20 protein-coding genes, 1 tRNA gene and 3 pseudogenes are annotated in these 22,557 nt (G+C 61.6%); 13 read left to right on the top strand and 11 right to left on the bottom strand.

The annotated features are described in order from the left end of the window. Positions 1 to 23: 23 nt before the first annotated feature. The 4 genes from AC0L2M_RS11045 to AC0L2M_RS11030 form a co-directional block, all read right to left on the bottom strand. Positions 24 to 314 carry a hypothetical protein gene (locus AC0L2M_RS11045; RefSeq protein WP_287064117.1) on the bottom strand — a complete coding sequence of 97 codons (291 nt, stop codon included), beginning with the start codon at positions 312 to 314 and terminating at the stop codon, positions 24 to 26. Continuing rightward, positions 298 to 1,746 (bottom strand): type II and III secretion system protein family protein, encoded by a 1,449-nt coding sequence (locus AC0L2M_RS11040; RefSeq protein WP_473534842.1) that lies wholly within the window; start codon positions 1,744 to 1,746, stop codon positions 298 to 300. The genes AC0L2M_RS11045 and AC0L2M_RS11040 overlap by 17 nt, the downstream gene beginning before the upstream one ends. 44 nt (positions 1,747 to 1,790) lie before the next feature. Continuing rightward, complete coding sequence (gene cpaB, locus AC0L2M_RS11035; RefSeq protein ID WP_473534841.1) at positions 1,791 to 2,825, bottom strand: Flp pilus assembly protein CpaB; 1,035 nt, start codon at positions 2,823 to 2,825, stop codon at positions 1,791 to 1,793. A gap of 99 nt (positions 2,826 to 2,924) precedes the next feature. Then, positions 2,925 to 3,140, bottom strand: a complete 216-nt coding sequence (locus tag AC0L2M_RS11030; RefSeq protein ID WP_473534840.1) for a Flp family type IVb pilin — start codon at positions 3,138 to 3,140, stop codon at positions 2,925 to 2,927. A gap of 526 nt (positions 3,141 to 3,666) precedes the next feature. Here AC0L2M_RS11030 and AC0L2M_RS11025 point away from each other — a divergent pair. The 6 genes from AC0L2M_RS11025 (at position 3,667) to AC0L2M_RS11000 (ending at position 8,414) form a co-directional block, all read left to right on the top strand. Further along, positions 3,667 to 5,052: a CpaF family protein gene (locus AC0L2M_RS11025; RefSeq protein WP_473534839.1), complete on the top strand. Its 1,386-nt coding sequence runs from the start codon at positions 3,667 to 3,669 to the stop codon at positions 5,050 to 5,052. Next, positions 5,052 to 6,023, top strand: a complete 972-nt coding sequence (locus tag AC0L2M_RS11020; RefSeq protein ID WP_473534838.1) for a type II secretion system F family protein — start codon at positions 5,052 to 5,054, stop codon at positions 6,021 to 6,023. The genes AC0L2M_RS11025 and AC0L2M_RS11020 overlap by 1 nt, the downstream gene beginning before the upstream one ends. Before the next feature lie 18 nt (positions 6,024 to 6,041). After that, a complete protein-coding gene (locus AC0L2M_RS11015; RefSeq protein ID WP_473534837.1) occupies positions 6,042 to 6,992 on the top strand; it encodes a type II secretion system F family protein in 951 nt (316 codons plus the stop codon). Between the two features lie 56 nt (positions 6,993 to 7,048). Further along, positions 7,049 to 7,594, top strand: coding sequence for a tetratricopeptide repeat protein (locus AC0L2M_RS11010; RefSeq protein WP_473534836.1), 546 nt, complete (start codon positions 7,049 to 7,051; stop codon positions 7,592 to 7,594). A gap of 9 nt (positions 7,595 to 7,603) precedes the next feature. Then, positions 7,604 to 8,128: a prepilin peptidase gene (locus AC0L2M_RS11005; protein ID WP_473534835.1), complete on the top strand. Its 525-nt coding sequence runs from the start codon at positions 7,604 to 7,606 to the stop codon at positions 8,126 to 8,128. A 79-nt stretch (positions 8,129 to 8,207) separates the two neighbouring features. Then, positions 8,208 to 8,414, top strand: coding sequence for a hypothetical protein (locus tag AC0L2M_RS11000; protein WP_287120178.1), 207 nt, complete (start codon positions 8,208 to 8,210; stop codon positions 8,412 to 8,414). 627 nt (positions 8,415 to 9,041) lie between these two features. Here AC0L2M_RS11000 and AC0L2M_RS10995 read toward each other — a convergent pair. Continuing rightward, a pseudogene (locus AC0L2M_RS10995) lies at positions 9,042 to 9,693 on the bottom strand (hydrolase). Positions 9,694 to 9,847: 154 nt separating this feature from the next. Here AC0L2M_RS10995 and AC0L2M_RS10990 point away from each other — a divergent pair. The 3 genes and pseudogenes from AC0L2M_RS10990 to AC0L2M_RS10980 all read left to right on the top strand — a co-directional run. After that, positions 9,848 to 10,735 (top strand): annotated as a pseudogene (locus AC0L2M_RS10990) (LysR family transcriptional regulator); the annotation flags it as partial. Between the two features lie 309 nt (positions 10,736 to 11,044). Then, a pseudogene (locus AC0L2M_RS10985) lies at positions 11,045 to 11,220 on the top strand (pirin-like C-terminal cupin domain-containing protein); the annotation flags it as partial. 103 nt (positions 11,221 to 11,323) lie between these two features. Next, positions 11,324 to 12,577 (top strand): DUF5996 family protein, encoded by a 1,254-nt coding sequence (locus AC0L2M_RS10980; RefSeq protein WP_473534834.1) that lies wholly within the window; start codon positions 11,324 to 11,326, stop codon positions 12,575 to 12,577. A 191-nt stretch (positions 12,578 to 12,768) separates the two neighbouring features. Here the strand turns inward: AC0L2M_RS10980 and AC0L2M_RS10975 are convergent, their stop codons facing one another. From AC0L2M_RS10975 to AC0L2M_RS10960, 4 genes are all read right to left on the bottom strand, one after another. Continuing rightward, positions 12,769 to 14,640, bottom strand: coding sequence for an adenylate/guanylate cyclase domain-containing protein (locus tag AC0L2M_RS10975; protein ID WP_473534833.1), 1,872 nt, complete (start codon positions 14,638 to 14,640; stop codon positions 12,769 to 12,771). 360 nt (positions 14,641 to 15,000) lie between these two features. After that, the gene (locus tag AC0L2M_RS10970) at positions 15,001 to 15,486 is read right to left on the bottom strand and encodes an SRPBCC family protein (protein WP_473534832.1); all 486 of its coding nucleotides are present in this window, start codon (positions 15,484 to 15,486) and stop codon (positions 15,001 to 15,003) included. 4 nt (positions 15,487 to 15,490) lie between these two features. After that, a complete protein-coding gene (locus AC0L2M_RS10965; protein ID WP_236378022.1) occupies positions 15,491 to 15,802 on the bottom strand; it encodes an ArsR/SmtB family transcription factor in 312 nt (103 codons plus the stop codon). An 89-nt stretch (positions 15,803 to 15,891) separates the two neighbouring features. Continuing rightward, a complete protein-coding gene (locus AC0L2M_RS10960; protein ID WP_031254041.1) occupies positions 15,892 to 16,551 on the bottom strand; it encodes an ArsR/SmtB family transcription factor in 660 nt (219 codons plus the stop codon). 194 nt (positions 16,552 to 16,745) lie between these two features. Here AC0L2M_RS10960 and AC0L2M_RS10955 point away from each other — a divergent pair, with 194 nt between their 5' ends. Further along, a complete protein-coding gene (locus tag AC0L2M_RS10955) occupies positions 16,746 to 17,993 on the top strand; it encodes an MFS transporter (RefSeq protein WP_473534831.1) in 1,248 nt (415 codons plus the stop codon). Positions 17,994 to 18,145: 152 nt separating this feature from the next. Here AC0L2M_RS10955 and AC0L2M_RS10950 read toward each other — a convergent pair. After that, positions 18,146 to 18,222, bottom strand: a tRNA-Arg gene (locus AC0L2M_RS10950). Between the two features lie 149 nt (positions 18,223 to 18,371). Further along, a complete protein-coding gene (locus AC0L2M_RS10945; RefSeq protein WP_128175795.1) occupies positions 18,372 to 19,859 on the bottom strand; it encodes an ATP-binding protein in 1,488 nt (495 codons plus the stop codon). 315 nt (positions 19,860 to 20,174) lie between these two features. On the opposite strand from AC0L2M_RS10945, the gene rpmH reads away from it, so the two are divergent. From rpmH to yidC, 3 genes are read left to right on the top strand one after another with little or no spacing between them, the layout of a single operon-like run. Further along, positions 20,175 to 20,309, top strand: coding sequence for a 50S ribosomal protein L34 (rpmH, locus tag AC0L2M_RS10940; RefSeq protein WP_008833937.1), 135 nt, complete (start codon positions 20,175 to 20,177; stop codon positions 20,307 to 20,309). 16 nt (positions 20,310 to 20,325) lie between these two features. Then, positions 20,326 to 20,679, top strand: a complete 354-nt coding sequence (gene rnpA / locus AC0L2M_RS10935; RefSeq protein WP_128175793.1) for a ribonuclease P protein component — start codon at positions 20,326 to 20,328, stop codon at positions 20,677 to 20,679. Positions 20,680 to 20,692: 13 nt separating this feature from the next. Beyond that, positions 20,693 to 22,516 (top strand): membrane protein insertase YidC, encoded by a 1,824-nt coding sequence (yidC, locus tag AC0L2M_RS10930; protein ID WP_128175791.1) that lies wholly within the window; start codon positions 20,693 to 20,695, stop codon positions 22,514 to 22,516. Positions 22,517 to 22,557 lie beyond the last annotated feature (41 nt).

Raw genomic sequence — 22,557 nt, 5'->3', positions numbered from 1 at the left:
CCTGACGCTGAACTCGCACCCTTCTATTCAACCCCGGTGTTGCCGACGTTGACCGTTATGGCCGGCGGCGGCGGTGGTGGTGGTGGAAATTTGTAACTCTGGGCAACAGCGGCAGCGCGCGCGCCGTCGCCTTCGATCGCCGTGTTCCTGGAGGCCGGATTGAGCGGATCGACCGTCTGCAGCAGCGAATTGTATTTCTGCGTGTCGCCGGCAGCCAGTGTCACCGTTTCGTAATTGTTCAGGTAGTCGGCGGCGCAGCCCGTCAGCCCGCCGGCGCACAAAAGCAGGATCAAGGCGCTATTTCTTTTTGACATAGATCATCTTGTCCTTGGATTTCAGGTCGAGCATGTGGCCATAGGGGCCGACCACGCCTTCGCCCAGTTCATATTTGCGAACCATGTCCTTGGTCACTTCGAGCTGACCGAGGATGAAGAGTTCCGGGTCGTTGGCGGGCCGCGTCTTGTCGAACGGCGTCGCCAGTTGTTCCCCGGGCTTTACCGGTCGCACGATACGCGGCGTCACGATCACGACCAGTTCCGTCTCTTCCTTCTGGTTGCTCGAATTGCGGAACAGCGTCCCGACGATCGGCACCTGGCCGAGCCAAGGCACCTGCCTCTGGATCTTGGTGTTCTTGCTGGACAAAAGCCCGCCGACCGCGAAGCTCTGGCCGTCGCGCAGTTCGACGACGGTCGCCAGCTTGCGGTTGGTGAAGATCGGGTCGCCGGCGGTGGTGAAACCGGTGAGGTCGCTCACTTCCGGCGCCAGCCTGATGTTGATCTTGTCGTCGTTGAGCACGACCGGCGTGAACAGCAGATTGACGCCGAACTGCTTGTACTCGATGCTGATTTCGCCATCTTCGTTCAGGGTGCGGATAGGTACTTCGCCACCGGCGTTGAAGCTGGCAATCTCACCCGACAGAGTGGTGAGGTTGGGTTCGGCAAGGGTGCGCACAACGCCCTTGGCCTCGAGAGCCTCGATGATCAGGTCGACCTTGATGTTGCTGTCGATGACGCGGGTGATCAGCGCCGCGAATGGGCTGGTGTTCGAAAGAAGGCCGGTAAGCAGACCGCCCGGCCCCAGTACCACATTGTCTTCGTCGACGGCGGCTATGCCCGTCCCGGTGCGGGTCGTGCCGCTGCCATTGGTGCTCCTGATTGAGACGCCAAGATCGCGGCCGGCATTGCGCTTGGCCTCGAGCACGCGCACTTCGAGGTTTACCTGCTGGCTGTCGTCGACCGTCACCGCGTTTATGATCGCGTCGGGGCCATATTGCTGGGCCACCTGCATGATCGCCGCCAGCGTGGCGCCGTCCTTGACATGGCCGCCAAGCCTGACCTTGCCGTTGATCGAACCGATATCGATGCGCGACCTGGGCGCCACCTGTCGGATCGCTTGCGCCATGTCGCTCACATCGACGCCGACCTCGATCTGGATCACGCCAAGCGAGCGCTTGTCTTCTGAAAAGAGATTGACGGTGGTGGTGCCGGCGCTCTTGCCGATGACATAGAGCGTCCGGTCGGTCATTGGCTGGGCGTCGGCGATCTTCTCGTCGCCGACGACGATGTCACCCAGCGTGGCGTTCACCTGGATCGTCACCGACTGCGACATGGGCAGGAAAATACGGTGGACGCTGGGGTTCGATACGTCGATCCTGCGGTCGGCTGCATGAGCAGCAAGGTCGATCGGCAGCAGCATGACCGAACAGGCCAGCGCGGCAGCCGCCAGTGGTCCCCGGAACATACGCATCTAGACTACCCCCTCTTGCCGATTCGTTCGGCAATATCCTAACGTTATTTTTGTCGCGGCACGTCGTAAGATTCGAGTTTTACTCCCCTGAACACGCCGATTGTCGCACGCGCCGGCGGCTCCGGCTGCACATACTTGATCACTTCCTTAACCACTTCTTGCATCTGGGGTGCTGAGGCCACTGCTGGCTTTGCGCTGCTCAACAGATCGAGCCTGCTCCCCACCCGTTCCACGGCCTGGGTCAGCCCATTGATCTTGTCCTCGGCACGCTTGCGCTCGGCTGCCGCCTCAGCCTCGGCTGCAGCCTGCCTGGCGAGTTCGGCCTGCCTGGCGGCAATATCGGCCGGCGTGTCACCGGTCAGGTCGGAAAGCGTGATGCGTTCGGTCGTCTCGCCCTTGCTGGCGGCAGCCTGGCGAAGCGCCAGGGACAGCTGGCCGGCGTCGGCGGCGAGTGTAAGCTTCTGTGCGTCCTTGGTGCTGGCCTCGAGCGTGACCGCCTTCACGACCGTCGGGCTGTCGGTGCTTTCATCGGCGACCTGGTCGACGGCGAGCACCTTCATGCTCTGCAAAAGCACGTCGACAAAACTCTGGTCCGCCCCCTGGCCGGTGCGCACCTTGCGCGTCAGCAGCACATCGACCCGGTCGCCGGGGAAAACGAACCCGGCGACGCCGAGCACGTCGTTGACCCTGATAGAAACGGCCTTCATGCCTTCGCCGAGCACCGCCGAAAGTGTGGCGCGCTGGCCGGGGCCGGTGATCCTGGTTGCGAGAACCGGCTCGTTGACGCCGATCGCCTGCAGCGCCTGCCTGGTGCCGTCACCGGCCAAAGCTTCTTTTGTTGTCTTGAAGGCGCCCGCCGGAACCGCGCCCGCTGGCCATGCGATCTCGCGCAATTTGTCGGCGGAGAGCGTGTCGCCGAACTTCAGCGCCACCGCCGCCACCACGACTGTATCGCGCTGAGCTCCGTTAACCTCCGCCATAGCGCTGCGCTGGCTGGCCAACCAGATGTTGGCAAGCACCACCGCCAGAACGCCGAACACGCCGGCGAGAACGATCATGATAAGTGTATTGGCGCGCATGAGCCTAAACCCCAAAAGGCCAGAAAAATGAACCGCACTCGCCCAGTGCGACCGGTTCAGGTCCGGGTCGTGAGACCCGGACCTGAGCTTGTTAGGCGATCAGCTTCCGCCGCCAGCCGCCGAGCAAGTGCCAGTCGGGTGCCCGTCGAGACCGGTGCAAAGTTCTGTGAACCGACCGCTCACCCAGGCGCCGATGGCGATGACAACCAGGATCGATGCAACGGCGATGATGCCGATAAGGATGGAATATTCGACCATGGCAGCGCCGTTTTCGTCGTCGCGGAACTGCCGGGCCATCGTCATGAGCTTCTTCATGCCAATTTCTCCCTTTGGAGGTTTGAACCCGACGAGACAGAGCCAAGGATGAACCCCATACCCAAGCATCCCCCGTCATCTCGATCTAAGTCCCGACGAAAATCAGAGTCAAACGGGATTAAGAGTTCCTTAACTTTCCTATACATGATTTGGCAAGAATATCGCCGATCTTAGATCGGCCAAAACATTGATTCGGCTCGTTTTTCAATCCCTCTTAACCATTCGTTCACAATTTGGCCGTGGGTATGGCGGAAATGGGGCGGCATTGGCGATAGTGCATATTCCTTTATATGTAAGGCCTTAGGTGGGCTCCATGACGACTTTGTGGCAGAAAAGCACTGTGCATTGAAAGGCGAGTCTCGTTTTCCCTAAGGACAGCGCCGCTGACCAAATAAACGTCGCGTTTTCTGATCCTTGATCTTAACTATGTCTGAAGTATTAAATTGCATGGTGCGCGGCGGGCGCTTGTGCCACGCGTGGTTAACGCTTAGTTTCAGCGTGGGGATTAAACGGGGGAAGAAGCATCATGTTGGGCCGATTCACCAAGGGGCCAAGCGAACCGCTGGTCGAGCCAAAGGTTGAGCCGATCGTGATGCTGCCAGTCGCGGCGCCTTCCCCTGCAGCCGACATCGAATCGCAGGGCGACGATTTCCTGACGCTCAAGGTCGAGCTCCACCGCCACCTGATCGACCGGTTCAATCTTGCCGCACTTGAAACGGCATCGAAGGACGAAATCCTGAACGAGATCCGGCCGATCGTGCGCGAGTTCGTTCGCGCTCGCGCTGTGCCGCTGAATGCGCGTGAGCTTGACCGGCTGACCAGCGAGACCGCCGACGAGATGCTCGGCCTTGGGCCGATCGAACCGCTTCTCAAGGACGACTCCATTACCGACATCCTGATCAACACCCACAAGCGCGTCTTCATCGAGCGGCGCGGCATGATCGAGGAGACGGCGATCCGCTTCCGCGACGAGGCGCATCTGCTGCGCGTCATCAACAAGATCGTTTCTGCTATCGGCAGGCGCGTCGATGAATCGGCGCCGATGGTGGATGCGCGCCTGGAAGACGGCTCGCGCGTCAACATCGCGGTGCGGCCGATCTCGGTCGACGGCCCACTGGTGTCGATCCGCAAATTCTCGAAGAATCCCTACTCGCTCGAACGACTGATGGTGTTCAATTCAATCCGCCAGCCGATGATCGATCTGCTGCGCATTGCCGTGCAGGCGCGCAAGTCGATCCTGGTTTCGGGCGGCACCGGCAGCGGCAAGACGACCTTGCTCAACGCGCTGTCGAGCTACATCCCGGCCAGGGAGCGTCTGATCACCATCGAGGACGCCGCCGAACTGCAACTGCAGCAGCCGCATGTCGGCCGGCTGGAGACGCGTCCGCCCAATGTCGAGGGCAGGGGCGAGGTTCGTCAGCGCGAATTGCTCAAGAATGCGTTGCGTATGCGGCCGGACCGCATCATCGTCGGCGAGGTGCGCGGCGAGGAGGCCTTCGACATGCTGCAGGCGATGAACACCGGCCATGAAGGCTCGATGACCACAATCCATGCCAACACGCCGCGCGATGCGATATCACGGCTCGAGCAGATGGTCGGGATGGCCGGTATGCCGATGACCCATGAGTCCATCCGGGCGCAGATCGCGTCGGCCCTCGACATCATCGTGCAGACGCAGCGTCTTGCGGACGGTGGCAGGCGAGTCGTCTCCATATCGGAGCTGACCGGCATGGAAGGCAATGTCATCCAGCTCCAGGAAATCTATCATTTCGTTCGCCGCGAGGTGACGCCGGAAGGCAAGATCATCGGCGATTTTCGCGCCACCGGCATCCGCCCGCGCTTTGCCCCGGAGGCGGCGACGCTTGGCCATCATTTCGCCAAGGACGCGTTCAACCCGCAGGTTGCGCTCTGATGCCGACCGGTCAGACTTTGCTCTACTTCATTTATGTGCTCGCGGCGGCATCGGTTATTCTCGCCGGCGAGGCCATGTATCTTTCCTTTGCCAAGAGCCGGGCACGAATTGGCGCGATCAACCATCGGCTGAGGCGGCTTGCTGATGACGTTCCGGCCGAACAGACCTTGCAAGGATTGCTGCGCGAGCGCGGGCTGACGGGTTCGGGCGACTTTCTTTTTGGCCTGATCGGGCTGAACAGGCTCTATACGCAGTCCGGCATTACCGGAAACCCGCTGACTTTCGCTGCGAAGTTCCTCCTGATGGGGTTGGCGCTGGCGTTGCCGCTGTCGTTCTTTTTGGGGTTTTCGACCTTGGTGTCGATCGTTGTTTTTCTGGTGATTGGATTTGTGCTGCCGCTTCTCGTTCTCCGGCGCGCACGGAGCAAGCGAATTCAGAAATTCGCAAACCAGCTCCCGGATGCACTTGACATGATCGTTCGTTCACTGCGCGCCGGACATCCAGCTTCGGTGGCGGTTGGTCTCGTCGCTCGTGAAATGCCCGATCCGCTCGGTACCGAATTCGGCATCGTTTCCGACGAGATTACCTTTGGCCTCAGCATGGAACAAGCCGTGCGAAAGCTGTCGACACGTGTAGGCTTCGAGGGCCTTCATCTGCTTTCGGTATCGCTGTCGATCCAGGCCAAAACTGGCGGCAATTTGACCGGAATTCTGTCCAATCTTTCGTCAGTGCTGCGCGAAAGGCAAAAACTCAGGAGGAAGATCAAGGCGCTTTCGGCCGAGGGCCGCGTGTCCGCATGGGTCATCTCACTGTTCCCGCTCGTGATGTTCTTGATCCTTCAGCTGCTCTCCCCGACCTACTACGGGAAGGTTTGGCACGACCCGCTGATCATGCCGGTGTTCCTGATTTTCGGCCTATGGGCGCTGCTGGGGGACTTCATCATGTATCGCATGGTCAATTTCGATTTCTGACAGAAGCGAGCCATAATCTTGTTTTCGGCTATTCAGGATCTTAGCACTCTGGTCTCCGTCGCTGTCTTCCTGGCGGCCGCGGCGCTTTTTCTGTTCGGCGCGCTCGTCTTCTTGCCAGCACTGCAGACGCGCAAGCTGGTCGCACAGAGCTTGATGGACAAAGGTATCGCCGATCGCCGTTCACTCGTCGGACAAGAACAGCTTGCCAAGATCGCAGCGCAGCGGCCGGTCGATGCATATTTTCGATCGATCGAAAAGGAGCGGGATCAGCCCAGCGCCTTGGACGCGAAGCTCTTCCGCGCCGGCTTTTATCAATCGAGCGCTCCGCTCATCTATACACTGTCGCGGCTTGGTGCGGTCTGTGCCGGGTTTCTGGCCGTCTATGCGCTCCTGACGCGAGTGCTCCCACCTTCCTTGCCCGGTTTCGTAGCCTTTGCCGGAGCTGGTTTGTTCGGGCTCGCCTGCATCGTGATTCCAAGCGTCATGCTCGATCGCTTCGAGAATGCGCAGAAGGAAATCTATCGCCGCGGCTTTCCCGATTTCATGGATATGATGATCACATGTGCCGACGCCGGTATGAGCCTCGAGGCGGCCGTCGAGCGTGTCAGCAGTGAACTGGCCGGCACCCATAAATGGCTCGGCATCCAGCTTGCGATCATGAATTTGCAGTTGCGTGCCGGCAAGCCGCTAAGGGAGGCACTGCGCGAACTCGCTGATCGTATTGGGCTTGACGAGGCGCGGGCGCTGGCTGTGCTGTTTCGGCAATCGGAAGAACTCGGGACCAGCCTGACCGAGGCTTTGCGCGTTTACAGCGAAGAGATGCGCAGCCAGAGAATTCTAAGTGCCGAGGAGCGCGCCAATTCGCTGCCGGTCAAAATGATGATTCCGTTGGGGCTGTGCATCTTCCCAGTGGTGATGATGGTCATCATGTTGCCGGTGATCATTCGCATGAGGGGTGTTTTCTTCTAGGCACGTCCGTGCTTTGGTCGAAATAGAGAGTCGGAGAGAACTCTTTGGGGGACGAAATGACAGGGCCAATGCGCCTCGCAGCCGTAGCCGGCTTGCTGCTTATCGTGCTTTCCGGCTGTCAGACGGCTGATACCAACGGCGTCGTCCGCACCAACGAGCCCTCGAAAGGTGACGTGACAGCCTTTGGCGATGCCTTCGACGGGCTGAAGACGGTCAGCGACGTCGAGTACTATGCCTCGGACCAGGCTGTTGCCGAAGCCAAGAACCAGTTCCGTGCGGAAAACTACGGCAATGCCGGCGCCCTGTTCTACAAGGCGACGCAGCTGGCGCCTAATGATGGTGGTGCCTGGATGGGCCTAGCCGCCTCCAGCGATCGCATCCGCCGCTTCGACCTCTCCGACCACGCCTATCGCCAGGCCTTCCGGCTGGTCGGCGGGACGCCCGAATATTACAACAATGTCGGCTATTCCTACCTGCTGCGCGGCAAGCTGCAGGACGCACGCAGCAGTTTCCTCAAGGCTTACGAGCTGGCGCCCAACGATCCGACCGTGGCCAACAATCTGAAGCTCCTGTCGTCCAGCGTGAAGAATCTCGAGCGGTAAGGCGACAGCATGTTGCTCGCTGCATCGCTGCTGCTGAAGGGGCTAGCCATTCCTTTGCTGGCAAGGATCGCCTGGCTCGACTTCACCACCCAGAAGATATCCAACCAGAATGTGCTGCTGCTGCTTTGCCTGGGTTTGGGCTCGCTGCAGCTCCTGTCGGTGCAATCCGGATCGTGGTGGGACATGGGCCTGAGCGCAATCGCCGGCCTTTTATTGTTCGTTGCGCTGTTTCCGTTCTGGGCTTTGGGCAAGGTCGGGGCCGGCGATGTCAAGCTGATGGCGGTGGTGCCGTTGCTGATCGGCGGCAGCGGCCTCCTTGTGTTCTCCGTACTGCTGCTGGTTTTCGCCCTCGCCACAGCGTTGATCGTTAAAAACCCGTTCATGCTGCCCGCAGGCGCTTTCCGCCTCTACGTTCAGCACCTGGACCGCAAAGGCGTTGTGCCGTTTGGCGTGCCGATCTCGCTCGCAGCGATCTGCACGATAGGGTTCATGATCTACGTCACCTTGATGCCCCATGCTGGCCCGGCGATCTGAGAGGACAGGACTGCAGCAACTGCCTCCAGAGGTATCAAAGTATCTGTTCCGCTAGTCATTTGCCGCGGCGATCTTGGTGATGGCCCCTGATAGGCGCCGGCCAGAGCGCAGCCACATCGAGCGTAAGCAGTATGATTTGCACGGCTCGGGCTACTCGCGCTTTGGCGCCGCGCGCCAAGCCAACGGCTATTGCCAAGGCGATCGGCCCGCGCCTGGCGGCAACGCGAATCTTAGCGTCAACGATCGAACCGACTTCATCACAATGAAGGGCGACAAGCGCAATTGAGTCAGGGCATTAAGGCGTACCGGCGCGAAAAAGGGCCTGGCAAGAGGAAAGGCGGAATCGGATCCGAACTGGCCTTGGTGGTCGCGCAAATCCGCCCGGAAACTACGGCAAGCGTCCGAGAAGAAATTTTTTGCGGGATCGAACAGATGTGTTGGCTGGAAAATAGGCAAATTACTCGCTCAGCGAAGGTGATGGCTGAGGCTGAGCGTGCCGAACGCGCCGCGAAGACAGCCAGATTGAAATCGCTTCGTATGGCGACTCAGAGTGACCTAAGGTTTTCATTCCCTGAGGAATTGGATTGTTCTCTGCTTATCGCAGCACTGACTCAAGGCGACTCATCGGCTGATCGGGACCGCCGAATTTCGGGTGTGAGCAAAACAGGCTCCCGCTGCCAGATTTTTTGACGTTCTGATTACCAAATTCTGGCGCAATGGTAGCGATCCCGGATCAAATCTCGCTGTGAGTTCAACAGGCTGCCTCGATGACAGTTTGCGAACTGATGCCTTTCCGAAGCGGCGAGAGCCGATGGTTGCTGAAGTGCTGTGTCGCCTGACTTACGACAATCGGCATCGGCGCAACCCGGGCCGCGGCCCGATGCTCACCGAAATGCTCGCCATCCGGCTCGGATCAGCCTTCGCTCCGCACCGGCGTGTTGAGAAGCTGCTGCTCCCAAAGATACGCGATGCCGCTGCCGCCGAAGTGCTGGATGAGAATCTCGGTCAGCTCCTCGACATGCTCGGTGCGCGCCCAATCGCGTTGCCATTCGCCAGCGAGCGCCATCACGGTCATCACGTTCGCGCCGGCCGCGATCATGCGCTGGATGGCAACTTCGTGAGACTCCTTCGAAATCCCGCCCGACGCGTCGGTGATCACGGTCACGTCCCAGCCTTCGCCGGCGGCCTGGATGACAGGCATTGCGACGCAGACCTCGGTCCACAGGCCGGCGATGATCAGTTGCTTGCGGCCGGTCGCCTTGACGACGTTCACCACCTTCTCGTCCTGCCAGGTGTTCACCCAGGGTGCGATCGATGACTTCCTGGTCCGGAAACACGTCGGTGATCTGCTTAAAGAGAAGTCCACCGCGCGCCGCGATCACGCTGGTGAGAATGGTCGGAACATTGAAGGCTTTTGCTAGCTTCGCCAGCGCGGTCGTGTTGTTGACCACCATATGCGGATCGTGGCTGTTCAGGTTCGCGAGTTGATAAGGTTGGTGGTCGATCAGAACGAGGACCGAGTCTTCAGGACGAAGAAGCGAATCAAGGCCGTTACGAGGGGTCATAAAAACTTCCTTTCTCTGCCGCTATGGACGGCAATGGGTTCACGGGAGACATACTCCAGCGGGCGACTTTGCCTGGGCGCAATTTGCTGTTCCTTTTCGTGATGCGGTAGTGCCATAGTCAGGCAAGCTGTGTCGCGAAATGACGAACGCCGAATTGGACATCGAAGACCTACAGACATTCGTTGCAGTGGCCGATGCAGGGGGCGTATCGGCCGCCGCGCGCCGGCTCGGCGTCTCCAAGTCAATCGTCAGTCGGCGGCTCTTTCGGGTTGAAGCGGAGCTTGGCGTCCAGCTTCTTGCCCGCACGACCCGCGGCGCCGCGCTCACAGAAGCGGGGATCACGTTCAGGGATCATGCGGCCCGAGCCAGCGCCGAGATCGATACGGCCAGGGAAACGATCCTCCCAACCGGTGAGCTGCGCGGCCGCCTGAGAGTTGCCATGCCACTTACTTTCGGCCCGACCCACTTCGCCCCCGTGCTTGCGGAAATGGCGCAACATCACCCCCAGCTCCACATCCATACCTCCTACAGCGATCGCTTCGTTGATCTCATCGCAGAGGGTTTCGACTGCGCGATCCGGGTCGGGTACCTTCAGGATTCCAACCTGATCGCGAAGCGCATCGGACCGATCTATGGAAAGCTCGTCGCAAGTCCGGATTATATCAAAGCAAGCGGTTCACCTCAGACGCCAGATGAGCTCGTCACCCATCAGGCCCTCATGCAGGGGACGGAAGCCTGGCAGTTCATGGATGGCGACAAGATCGTCACAGTTCAGCCGCAGGGCAGATTCAAGGCAGATAACGCTACGGCGCTTGCCGCCGCCGCAGTGGCAGGGCTCGGCATCGCTTGGCTCCCTGATTGCATCACATATGGCTATGTGACCTCCGGAGCGCTCATTCCGATTATGACACGCTATCCGCCACCTTCGGCAGGCGCGTATGTCGTCCGACCGCCGGGTAAGCACCCGACACGGAAAGTCCGGGTCCTCACCGAGATGCTGATCGAGTACTTCGCACGAAATCCGGACGTTTGGGGTCTCGACCCGTCAAAACACGAACGGGGCGAAGCCTTATTAAAGGATTGCGTTCGACGGTCGCTCTACTGCGAGCCGCTGAGCTCGACGACATTGCTCGCACGTTCCACTTGCTGCGACACAGCTTGACGTATCACAGGACTAGTTGGGGAGACGGTCGCTCGCCAGTTTAGGCATTCGTCGGGCCGAAAGCGCTTTTCCCGCTCGCACGGTCCGGATTAATCGCGATCGGGCATTCGCATCGGCAAGGGCGAGGCTGTCTGGACGGCCTAAGTGAGGATGACGCGCATGAGTTGGAACCCAGCAATCGAACCGGGCGGCGGCGCAACGCTCAGCGGACCGCGCTATATCTGGTGGAACTCGTCGCCTCCTCGAAGGACCGCATCGAAGAAGCGAAGGCCGAATGGCGCGCCGAGGACTGGGGCAAGGGACGTTTCGATCTCCCGATCGATGACCGAGATGAGCACATTCCGTACCGGACTGACCGGCGCTAAGACTGACCGGCGCTAGAACGAGGTCGCCTGGGTGCACGGACCCGGGCGGTTCAGACGAGATGACGCGTCGCGTGCCGGGTGTGTTCTGGATGGAGAAAGCAGAATGAGCAACAAGTGGCCCCACCTGGACTACCTCGGCTGGCGCGAGACGTGTTCGGCCCTGCATCTCCATTTGCAGATCGCCGGGAAATATCGCCTTGCTCATACCCCGTGGCTCAACCATTCCTGGAACGCGACCTTCTATGTCACGCCGCGCGGCCTGACCTCCTCGCCTATCCCCGACGGCCCAGGCATTGAGATCCTCTTCGACCTTCGGGACCATACGGTTGTCGGCACAAGCGGCAATGGTCGCGAGGCATCGTTTGCGCTCGGGCCATCCACAGTCGCGGCGTTCCACGCCAATTTCGTGCAGTTGATTTCCGAACTTGGAGGCACGCCGACCTTTAACGGCAATCCGAACGAGGTGCCCAACCCCGTGCCGTTCACCGAAGATCATCGCGACCGGCCCTATGACCGGGAAGCCGTTCAGCGCTTCCATCACGCATCGGTGGCGGTCGACAGGGTATTCAATCGGTTCCGGACCTCCTTTCTTGGCAAGTCCAGTCCCGTTCACCTGTTCTGGGGCAGTTTTGACCTGGCCGTCACCCGCTTTTCCGGGCGGCGCGCGCCTCTCCATCCCGGCGGCATTCCTTCATTGCCCAACGATGTGGCACAGGAAGCCTACGACCGCGAGGTCTCCTCAGCAGGTTTCTGGCCCGGCGGTGGCGGCATCGATTACCCCGCGTTCTATGCCTACGCCTATCCGGCGCCGAGTGGCTTCAGGGGCGCGTCGGTCCGGCCCGAGGGCGCGTTCTGGCATGAGGGCCTATCGGAATTCATCCTGCCGTACGATGCCGTTCAGTCGGCTGCAAATCCCGACGCGGCGCTTATGGAGTTTCTCGTCTCGACCTACGACGCTGCGGCCGATCTCGGAAGATGGGACCGCGACCTACTGGATTGCATGCCGGGGCGGCGCGGTCAGGTGCGGCCGCATGACGCCGAGCAGCCGGGCCCTGCCTCTCCCTTGACCGTCGAAAAGGTCGAGCGGGAGGATACCGCATCGAAGGGACGCTACCTGATGCTCGTCGACGGCGTCGAAGCTGAGATGACCTATAGCCGGGCCGGCGAAGGGTTGATCATCATCGACCATACCGAAGTTCCAGCGGCGTTGCGTGGCCGCAAGGTCGGCGAGCGACTGGTACGCCAGGCGGTCGAGGATGCGCGGCGCGAAGGGGTCGCCATCATTCCGCTTTGTCCGTCCGCAAAAGCGCAGATCGACCGTCATGTCGAATGGCAGGACGTGCTGCGTCGGTCATAGGCTGCGCGTAACTTCCTCCACCCGCCAACGTACCGGCTCCGACCGACTCCTACCACCGTAAGCGGCGGACGTAGTTCCAGCGGCAATTGGCGGCAATTTTCGGTGTTGGCGTCGTGGAAATGGCAAAATTGGCGCGCCGCAGAAGATGAAACCGGGCACCGCTAATGGTTGAAGTCGCTATGTAAAAACAGTCAGGCGGATTCAGGAGCCTTGGCCTTTGCGAGATCCTGCAGGAACTCTTCCATCAGCGGCCTGTCACCGAACCGGCGGTAAGCGCGCTCTGCTTCCAGCGAGAATGCCGGATGCGCCTCGACCAGCTTTGCCATCGTCTGCTGGGCTGCCTCGATCTCGCCGCCCCCGGCCTGCAAAGCCGCCTGAATCAGAAGGCAGTTTGCATCGCGCGGCGCCCGGATCAGGCATTCTTCTATGACGGCGGAAGCCTCGTCGCGGCGGTCAGCCGCGTAGAGCGCCTGCCCGTGCACATAGGCGTAGTACTCGGGCGCCATAGGATGAAGGCGGCGGGCCCGCTCTGCGTTGGCGACGGCATCATCATATTGCCCGAAGCGAACCTGCGCCTTTGCAAGCGCCATCATGCTGTCGGGATCGTTAGGGTTGAGCTCCACAGCGCGCCGCGCGGCCTGCAAGCCGCCTGAATAGTCGCCCTGCAGGGCAAGCCCGAAGCTGATGACCTGATAGCCAAGGCCAAGATTGGGGTCGAGACGGACCGCCTGCCGAGCTTCGCTAAGCCCAAGATGGAGTTCCGGTGCGTTTTCCCGGCCGTCACCGCTCTGCGCCACGCTGGCGATAAAGGTCAGCGCGAGGCCTGCGCGGGCGGCCGCATAGGACGGGTCCATTTCAAGGGCGCGCTGGTAGAGGCCCCGCGCCTCCAGAATGTCCTGCGGGTCATCGCCGCCGTGCCGGTAGCGGTTGCGGGCCTGCAGCACGAGGTCATAGGCCTGCAGGTTGTCGGTCGGGCGTTCCGCTGCCGCCGCCGCCTCGCTCCTGCCGATATAGGGCGCGATCTGCGCGACGATTTCAGTGGTCAGCTCGCTCTGGACGGTGAACACGTCGGCGACCTGCCGGTCAAAACTGCGCGACCACAGATGCGCGCCTGTCTTTACGTCGATCAGCTGCGCCGACACGCGAAGCTGGTCGCCTTCACGGCGGGCGCTGCCTTCAACCACATAATCAACGCCGAGCTTCGCCCCGAGCTTGCGCACGTCCGTACCCTGCCCGTGCACGGCGTAGGTGGAATCGCGCGCGATTACCTGCAGCTCTGAATTGCGGGCAAGGGCTGTCGTCACATCCTCGGCCAGTCCGTCCGCGAAATACGATTGCTCGCCGCTGCCGCTCATCGCGGCAAAAGGCATCACCGCCACTGACGGCCGGGGGTCGGCGCGGCCCTGGTCCATCGACAAGACCCCCGGGATGCGGCTGACCATGGCTGCCAGGGGGAGCGGCTGGATTTGGGTGCCGATGAGGATGAGGGCTATGGCGGCTACGCCATAAGACCAGCGGGCAGCGGTGCTGCGCAGCACCTGCGGCACGTGCCGCCATGGCGACCACGCAGAGCCCGCGCGCCTTACGCGGTAGACGTTGAGAAGTTCGGGAATGTTCTTGGCCCGCCTGCGGCCGATGCGGACGAACCTGTCAGCGCTGTTGCGGTCGGCCGCCATCACCACGGCGCCGCTGACGAATATCTGCCCCGGATCGCACATGGCCTCAAGACGGGCGGCCACATTGACGCCGTCGCCGTATACGTCGCCGTCATCTTCGATGACATCGCCAAGATTGATGCCGATGCGCAGCTCGAACGGGCCCTTGTCGAAGCCTTCCTGTATGGCCAGCGCCGCATCGACCGCTTCGTTGACGCTTGGAAACATGGCGAGAAAGCCGTCTCCCGCCGTCTTGACGATGCGCCCGCCATGGCGGGCAGTGGTCGGGTCAATGAGCTCATCAAAAACAGCGCGCAGCTTCGTGTAGGTGGAAGCCTCGTTTTCAGCCATTAGCAGGCTGTAGCCGACGATATCGGCGGCCATGATTGCCGCGAGCTTGCGTTCCATCAGCATTATTCCTGAGCGGCGGCCCTGCAGGGACTATTATAGTGACACTTAAGACGACGCACGCTTCAAGATTAGACCCATAATCCCGAATAGGCTTATCATACAGCTCACAAATGCGTGACCATTGTGGCCTATACCGTTCTGACCTTCGTCAGCCATCATCCGCTTCGCGCGGAGCCGTCCCCGCATCCGAAGCGGCGTTGGGCATGCTGGTCAGGCAATTATTGCGCCTACGCTTGTCGGGCTCCGGGTAGGCAAGGGACGTTATTCGCGGCAGTGTCGCCACCGCGAATAACTCCTGAGCTTACGGGATTGCAGGCCGCGAGACCGGATTCGGTCTGATGCTTGCGGATGTGGCGGTCAGGCCCGACGCCCGAACAGGTCGGCGTATCGCTGCAGGTAGAGCGGCCAGCCTTGATCGGCGGCGACACCATCGCGCACGCTTTCCCAGCCGGCGCCGTGGCGCTCCAGTTTGCGATGCTCGAGATCCAGGCGGGTCCGATTAGCCGTCTCGGCAGTGAAGCGGACTTCCCACTCGCTGGCCTTGTTCGGATCGGTCTCCAACCGCCATTGCGGACTGATGTCCCAACTTAGCAGCAAACGGTGCGGCGGCTCATAAGCCAGCACGCGCGCCCAGCGGCACTCGCTGCCGTCGGCGCCGCGATCATAAATATGGCCGCCGACGCGCGGCTCGAACACGGTCTCGGCGATCGGCACGGCGAGCAGATTGTGCTCCCTGGGTTTGAACTTGCCAAAATCCTCCGTGAAGACCTCGAAGGCGCGCTCGATCGGCGCCTCGACCACGATCGAGTGCCTCACCAAGGTCTCTGCTGCTTGCGTGTTCATTTTTTCACTCCTTTCGCGGTTGTTCGACAGCTTGCTTGAAGGCAGCGAGCGTCTTCATCCAGAACCGGTCGAGCTCTGTGCGAAGCGCCGCCAGCCCGTCGGGTTCGACGCGGTAGATGCGGTGCTTGCCAGCCGGCGTGTCCGCAACGAGCCCTGCCTCTTTCAACACCTTCAGATGCTGCGAGACCGCCGACCGGGTCACCGGCAGGGCACGCGCCAACTCGGTAACCGAACGCGGATGCTCGACCAAGAGTTCGAAGATCGTGCGCCTGGTGGGGTCGCCCAGGGCGGTCCAGCTGTTGTTCACGTTAGTCACCACTAACGCGTTAGCACGGACTAACGTGATGAGTCAACCTTGCTACGGCAAAAAGGGCTGAGTGAGGGGGACTTTGAAGTTGAAGTCGATCAAGCCTCGACAGCTAAGCCCGCGTCACGCCATTCGGGCAGGCCATCTTCCATGCGGCGTGCGCGGAAGCCGTGCTCACGCAGCAATGCGACCGCCTCGAATGACATCACGCACCACGGACCGCGGCAGTAGGCGACGATCTCGGGCTTCGCCTCGAGGTCGGACAACCGCTGCTCCAGTTGGCCGAGGGGGACGTTGATCGCGCCGGGCAGATGTCCGAGCGCAAACTCATCGGGCGGTCGGACGTCGATGACTGTAACGAGCCCGTCTTTCATTCGCGCGGCCAGCTCTTCCCGGGACACGGGCTCCATATCGTCGCGCCGGTCGAAATAGCCCCTCACGATGCGTTCGACCTCGGCCGAATGCCGCTCGGCAACGACTCGAATGGAGGCGAAGGCGGCAAGTACGCTTTCATCCGCGAGCCGGTAGTTGACGAACTTGCCAGCGCGCTCTGACGTCACGAGTCCGGCGCGGCGCATCGCCTGGAGATTCTGCGAGACATTCGCCACCGGACGCGCAAGCTTGGCGGCCAAGGCTTCCACGCTGCGCGGACCCTGCGCGAGTTGCTCGATCAGTTCCAGCCTCTGCGGATTGCCCAGAGCCTTCGCGACAACCGCGAACTGCTCGTAAAGTGCCTGCTTCGGATTGCGGATTGACATCAGGGTAGCAGCCACGCTAGTTCATTCAACATAATTATTGAATGATGCGGTATCACACGGCCCCCGAGGAGACAAGTCCGTGGCCGAGAAGCCCCTTCAATCGCTTAGCAGCCTTGGCTCCGGCTCTGACGGCTCCCGAACGGGATTGATGTAGTGATGGCCGCACGCACCCGAGCCATCAATGCCGGTGCCGCATGACAACGATCGCGGCGCCAGCAGTGAGCCTCGGTCTCAAGGCCAACTGGCGGCAGTTCGCGCTGCTTGTGCTTATCAATGCATTCGTCGGCGGCATGGTCGGCATCGAACGCACCGTCGTGCCGTTGATCGGCTCAGAGGAATTCGGGCTCGCCTCGACCACGCTGGTCGTCTCCTTCATCGTCAGCTTCGGCGTCGTCAAGGCGCTGGCCAACCTTGTCTCCGGACAGCTCGCCGACAAATGGGGGCGCAAGCGCGTGCTGGTTATCGGCTGGCTGTTCGGCCTGCCGGTGCCCTTCATGATCATTTGGGCGCCAGACTGGAACTGGGTCATCGCCGCCAACGCGCTGCTTGGCATCAGCCAGGGCTTCGCCTGGTCGATGACCGTCATCATGAAGGTCGACCTTGTCGGCCCGAAGGGGCGTGGCCTCGCCGTAGGGCTCAACGAGTTTACCGGTTACCTCGCAGTCGGGATCACCGCCTTCCTCACCGGCTATCTCGCCAGCCGCTACGGTCTGCGACCAATCCCGATCTATCTCGGCGTCGGCTACGCGGTGGTGGGCACGGTGCTCTCGATCCTGCTCGTGCGCGACACGCGCGATCATGTGCGCGCAGAACTGGCGAACCATCCGCGCGAGGCATCACCCCTTTCCTTCCGCGAGGTCTTTGCGTTGACCTCTTTTCGGGATCGCAACCTCTTTGCCGCTTCGCAGGCCGGTTTGGTGAACAACCTCAATGACGGCATGAGCTGGGGCATCTTTCCGCTCTTCTTCGCAGCCGGCGGGCTTGGCGTGGAGCGCATCGGCATTCTGAAGGCCGTCTATCCCGTCACCTGGGGTGTGCTGCAGGTCGTGACGGGACCGCTCAGCGACCGCTGGGGCCGCAAGGGCCTGATCGTCGCCGGCATGTGGGTGCAGGCGGCGGCGCTCTTTCTCACGGCGCTGACCGCGAATTTCGGCTGGTGGCTGGTGGCCTGCCTCCTGCTAGGACTTGGCACGGCGATGGTCTATCCGAGCCTGATCGCCGCGGTATCGGATGCGTCGCATCCTTCATGGCGCGCCCGCTCGCTCAGCGTCTACCGCTTCTGGCGCGATCTCGGCTACGCGATCGGTGCGCTGTCGGCGGGACTGATCGCCGACTTCTTCGGCCTGGCGTGGGCGATTGCCTCGATCGCCGCCCTCACTTTCCTGTCCGGTACCGTGGTCGCTTTCATGATGCGCGAAGGTCATGCCGGACGAAGCAGTTGAACGTCGCCCCGGATGCGTCCGCCTCCGCCGCGCCAGCGTCGGGTTCCTGACGTGCCACTCGCGCGAAATCACACGAAAAAGCATCCGGCCGTTCAAAACCGTTTCAAAAACCGATTTGAAACGGTGTCGCGCCGCTAACTGATTGAGATTATTGGCGCGCCCGAAGAGATTCGAACTCCTGACCCCCAGATTCGTAGTCTGGTGCTCTATCCAGCTGAGCTACGGGCGCGCAACAGGCCATGCTTTGAATGGCCCGCGATCCGATCCTTAACGACCGGCCGCGATGTGACGTGTTCCCTAGCGACTGAATTTCCGAAAAGCAAGCCGATCCGGCAAAGTTTTGCTGTTGTGCCTTGACGGGGACCGGGCGGGCGAGGATCAGGCGGGACGGCGCAGGCCGTTGCGGGCCTGGTCGAGCCGGACCGGCTGGTCGGGAATGGTGACCGCGAATGTGGTGCGGCCGCCTCTGCTTTCGACGAGCTCCACCGTGCCGCCATGGGCGCGGATCAGTTCATGGGCGATGGCCAGGCCAAGGCCGGTGCCACCGCTGCGGGCCGAGCCGCGGAACGCCGCGAACAGGTTCTCGCGCGCCTTCGGCGGCAGGCCGGGGCCGGTGTCGGTGACGGTGATGCGGCTGACGCTGCCGACGCGCTCGGCCGACACCTCCAACCGACGCACCACCGCGCTTTCCGCGTCCGCCGCCATCGCCTGGACGGCGTTGCGGCAAAGATTGGTGAGCACGCGAAAAAGCTGATCGGAATCGGCATCGACCTCGAAAGCCAGTTCGACGGCATTGACGAATTCTATGCCGCCTTCGGTGTCGAGCAGGCCGTGGACGTCATCGACCAGCTGGCGCAGCCTGAGCCTGCGGCGCGAGGGCGGCGGCTCCTGGGTGCGGCCATAGGCAAGCACACCTTCCGAATAGGATACGGCACGATCGAGCGCGCGCAGCAGTTTTGGCGCGAAGGCCTGCACGGTCGGGTCCTTGACCTGGCGCAGACGGTCCGACATCAGCTGCGCCGACGCCAAGATATTGCGCATGTCATGGTTGATCTTCGATACCGCGAGGCCAAGGTCGGCGAGATGCTTCTGCTCGGAGAGCATCTTTTGCAGCCGCTCCTGCATCTGCGAGAGCTCGCGCTCCGCAACGCCGATTTCGTCGGCGCGGGCAGCAGGGCGGATGATCCGCCCGGGGTCGTCGGGAGCCTCGGAGAAGGCCAGCATCGAGCGCGTCATCGTCCGGATCGGGCCGATCATGATCAGGTCTATGGCGGCATAGACCAGCATGGCGGTGAACAGCGAGATCAGCAGCGAGACGAAGGCGACGTTGCGCGAATAGATGAGCATGGCATTGCGCAGGCTGTAGTCGGGCATGATCAGCTCGAATTCCTTGTCGCTGTCGCCGACCGGCCCGAAAACGCGCAGCATCCGCTCGCCGCCGAACAACAGCGTGTCCAAGGCGCCGGTCATGCCCTCGATCAGGCCGACATTGGCAATGTCGATATGCTCGTCGACGTGCGGCGGCATCTCAGCCACCACCAGAAGCCGCGAGACACCGCCGTCGCGCACGGCGATCGCCTTGGCGCCGATCGCCATCAGCACATCGTTCTGGGCAGCGCGCGACAGCGAGGCGGGCTCTCCCTGCACCAGCACGATCGAGACGGCCGCGGCGGTGCTCAGCCTCTCTTTCAGCCAGCTCAGCCGGTAGCTGGCGATCCAGGGCAGAAAGATGAGGACCTCAGCCAGGAGCACGAAGACGATGGTGAGCAGCAGGAGCTTTGTCGACAATCCACGCGACAACGGCACCCTGCGGGCGGCTGCGGTCGCCCGATCGGTGCTTTCGTCCACGGATGGGATTTCACTCATGCTGCTTTTTCTTCACGATCACTTGATCGGCCAAGATTAGGCTATTGCGGCTTTTTTGCCAATTTCATCCTTCGTCCCAATCAGTGATAAGACCGCCCAGACCTCGGCCACACGCCAGCCGTTGGCCCGAGACGCCGGAATGTCGGGGCCGGTGTCGGCCCCGGATTGACTTCCAAAACCCTTCTTTCTATAAGCCCGCTCACGCTCGGGCCATTCGTCCCGGCGCGGTTTCGATCGCGCCAAAGCCGGCCGGGCAAAGCTCCTGTTACAGAGTGACAGAATCAAGAAGGGCCGCACCCCGCGGTATTAAAACAAATGAAGCGTACCTACCAACCGTCCAAACTCGTCCGCAAACGCCGGCACGGTTTTCGTGCCCGCATGGCCACCAAGGGTGGTCGTGGCGTCGTCGCAGCCCGCCGCAACCGCGGCCGCAAGCGGCTCAGCGCCTGAACGGAAGACGAGATCGTTGCCCGCAACCGGCAAGCCAGTGGGAGCACATCCCAAGCGGCTTCTGAAGCGCGCGGAATTTCTGGCCGTCCGGCGTGGCGAAAAGCGCCGCGGGCGGCTTTTTCTCGTCGAGGTTCTCGACCGCAGCGACGCAGCGGCGCCTCGCGTCGGCTACACGGTCACCAAGAAGGTCGGCAACGCAGTCGTCCGCAACCGCATCCGGCGGCGGCTGAGAGAAGCCGTGCGTACGCATGCCGCGGATGACATGAAGCCAGGCAATGACTATGTCATCGTCGGGCGCGAAGATGTGCTTGCCATTCCGTTCGGTCAGTTGAAGGCCGAACTCTCACGCCGACTGCGCGGAACACGATAGGCCAAGGCTTTCGATGGAAAACAACCGGAACTTCTTCATCACCATCGCGCTGTCGGTGCTGATCCTGTCGCTTTGGCAGTATTTTTACGTGCTGCCGCACAGCGAGGCGCAACGCGAGGCGGCCCGTATCGAAGAGCAGCGGCTAGCGGAGCAGAAGAAGGCGGCCGAAGCCGCCAGTCCGGGCGGCAGCGACACGCCGGTGCCGCAGCAAGGCGCCATTCCCAATGCACCCAATGCACCTGGAACTGACGGCACGACGCTGGCCAGCCGCGAACAGGCGCTGGCGTCGACGAAGCGCGTCAGGATCGACACGCCGAGCCTGGAGGGCTCGATCAATCTCGCCGGCGCCCGTCTCGACGACCTCAAGCTCAAGCACTACAGGCTGACGGTCGACAAGAACTCGCCCGAGATCGAACTGCTCAACCCGGCAGCGCTGCCTACGGGCTACTATGCCGAGATCGGCTTTATCGGCAGCGACAAGACCGGCACGGTGCCGGGCCCGGAAACCGTGTGGACCGTCGACGGCAATGCGACGCTGACGCCGGCGACCCCGGTCACGCTGAGCTTCACCAACGACAAGGGCCTGACCTTCAAGCGCACCTTCTCCGTCGACGGCGACTACATGTTCACGGTGTCGGACACGGTGCAGAATTCGGGGTCGGCCGCCATTACCCTGTCGAATTACGGCCGTGTCACCCGCTTCGACAAGCCTGCCGTTGCCAGCATCTATGTGCTGCATGAGGGGCTGATCGGCGTCACCGGCACGGAAGGCCTGCAGGAACACACATATTCGTCGATCGAGGAGGACAAGCAGTTCACGCCGAGCAAGTCGACCGATGGCTGGCTGGGCATCACCGACAAATACTGGGCGGTGACGCTGGTGCCGACCGAGAAGCAGCAGTTCCAGCCGCGTTACGCCTATTTCGAGGACGGCCGCCCGCGCTACCAGGCCGACTTCCTCACCGACCCGATCACCGTCGATGCCGGCCAGTCGGCGACAGTCGAGAGCGAAATCTTCGCCGGCGCCAAGGAAGTGGCCAAGGTCAACGCCTATGCGGAAGACCGCAACATCAGGCTGTTCGACCGTTTGATCGACTGGGGATGGTTCATCTGGATCACCAAGCCGATGTTCTATCTGATCGACACGATGTACAAATTCTTCGGCAATTTCGGCCTGGCCATCCTGGCCACCACCGTCGTCGTCAAGGCCGCCTTCTATCCGCTCGCCAACAAGTCCTACGCGTCGATGGCGAACATGAAGAAGGTGCAGCCCAAGATGCTCGAGATCCGCGAGAAATACGCGGACGACAAGATGAAGCAGCAACAGGCGATGATGGAGCTCTACAAGACCGAGAAGATCAATCCGCTCGCCGGCTGCTGGCCGGTGGCGCTGCAGATCCCGGTCTTCTTTGCGCTCTACAAGGTGCTCTACATCACCATCGAGATGCGGCACGCACCGTTCTTCGGCTGGATCCAGGATCTGGCGGCGCCCGATCCGACCTCGATCTTCAACCTGTTCGGCCTCATTCCGATCGCGCTGCCGGATATGTTGATGATCGGCGTCTGGCCGCTGATCATGGGCCTGACCATGTTCCTGCAGATGCGCATGAACCCGACGCCGCCGGACCCGACGCAGGCCATGATCTTCACCTGGATGCCGGTGGTCTTCACATTCATGATGGCGGGTTTTCCGGCCGGCCTCGTCATCTACTGGGCCTGGAACAATTTGCTTTCGATTATCCAGCAAGGCGTGATCATGAAGCGGCAGGGCGCCAAGATCGAATTGTGGGACAATCTGGTCGCGCTGTTCCGGAAGAAACCGTCGCCGGCGGAATAGAAGGCGCTGCCTTCTGCCGAATCCAGGAAAGCCCCGGCGCG

This window comes from Mesorhizobium sp. WSM4806, from assembly GCF_055811635.1.
The sequence above is the reverse complement of the archived record's forward strand: the minus strand, read 5'-3'. Positions and strand labels throughout refer to the sequence as shown.

Excerpts from the sequence above, each read along its gene's own strand:
- AC0L2M_RS11045 (WP_287064117.1), bottom strand. The coding sequence starts at position 314 with ATGTCAAAAAGAAATAGCGCCTTGATCCTGCTTTTGTGCGCCGGCGGG.
- AC0L2M_RS11040 (WP_473534842.1), bottom strand. The coding sequence starts at position 1,746 with ATGCGTATGTTCCGGGGACCACTGGCGGCTGCCGCGCTGGCCTGTTCG.
- cpaB (WP_473534841.1), bottom strand. The coding sequence starts at position 2,825 with ATGCGCGCCAATACACTTATCATGATCGTTCTCGCCGGCGTGTTCGGC.
- AC0L2M_RS11030 (WP_473534840.1), bottom strand. The coding sequence starts at position 3,140 with ATGAAGAAGCTCATGACGATGGCCCGGCAGTTCCGCGACGACGAAAAC.
- AC0L2M_RS11025 (WP_473534839.1), top strand. The coding sequence starts at position 3,667 with ATGTTGGGCCGATTCACCAAGGGGCCAAGCGAACCGCTGGTCGAGCCA.
- AC0L2M_RS11020 (WP_473534838.1), top strand. The coding sequence starts at position 5,052 with ATGCCGACCGGTCAGACTTTGCTCTACTTCATTTATGTGCTCGCGGCG.
- AC0L2M_RS11010 (WP_473534836.1), top strand. The coding sequence starts at position 7,049 with ATGACAGGGCCAATGCGCCTCGCAGCCGTAGCCGGCTTGCTGCTTATC.
- AC0L2M_RS11005 (WP_473534835.1), top strand. The coding sequence starts at position 7,604 with ATGTTGCTCGCTGCATCGCTGCTGCTGAAGGGGCTAGCCATTCCTTTG.
- AC0L2M_RS11000 (WP_287120178.1), top strand. The coding sequence starts at position 8,208 with ATGGCCCCTGATAGGCGCCGGCCAGAGCGCAGCCACATCGAGCGTAAG.
- AC0L2M_RS10980 (WP_473534834.1), top strand. The coding sequence starts at position 11,324 with ATGAGCAACAAGTGGCCCCACCTGGACTACCTCGGCTGGCGCGAGACG.
- AC0L2M_RS10975 (WP_473534833.1), bottom strand. The coding sequence starts at position 14,640 with ATGGAACGCAAGCTCGCGGCAATCATGGCCGCCGATATCGTCGGCTAC.
- AC0L2M_RS10970 (WP_473534832.1), bottom strand. The coding sequence starts at position 15,486 with ATGAACACGCAAGCAGCAGAGACCTTGGTGAGGCACTCGATCGTGGTC.
- AC0L2M_RS10960 (WP_031254041.1), bottom strand. The coding sequence starts at position 16,551 with ATGTCAATCCGCAATCCGAAGCAGGCACTTTACGAGCAGTTCGCGGTT.
- AC0L2M_RS10955 (WP_473534831.1), top strand. The coding sequence starts at position 16,746 with ATGACAACGATCGCGGCGCCAGCAGTGAGCCTCGGTCTCAAGGCCAAC.
- AC0L2M_RS10945 (WP_128175795.1), bottom strand. The coding sequence starts at position 19,859 with ATGAGTGAAATCCCATCCGTGGACGAAAGCACCGATCGGGCGACCGCA.
- rpmH (WP_008833937.1), top strand. The coding sequence starts at position 20,175 with ATGAAGCGTACCTACCAACCGTCCAAACTCGTCCGCAAACGCCGGCAC.
- yidC (WP_128175791.1), top strand. The coding sequence starts at position 20,693 with ATGGAAAACAACCGGAACTTCTTCATCACCATCGCGCTGTCGGTGCTG.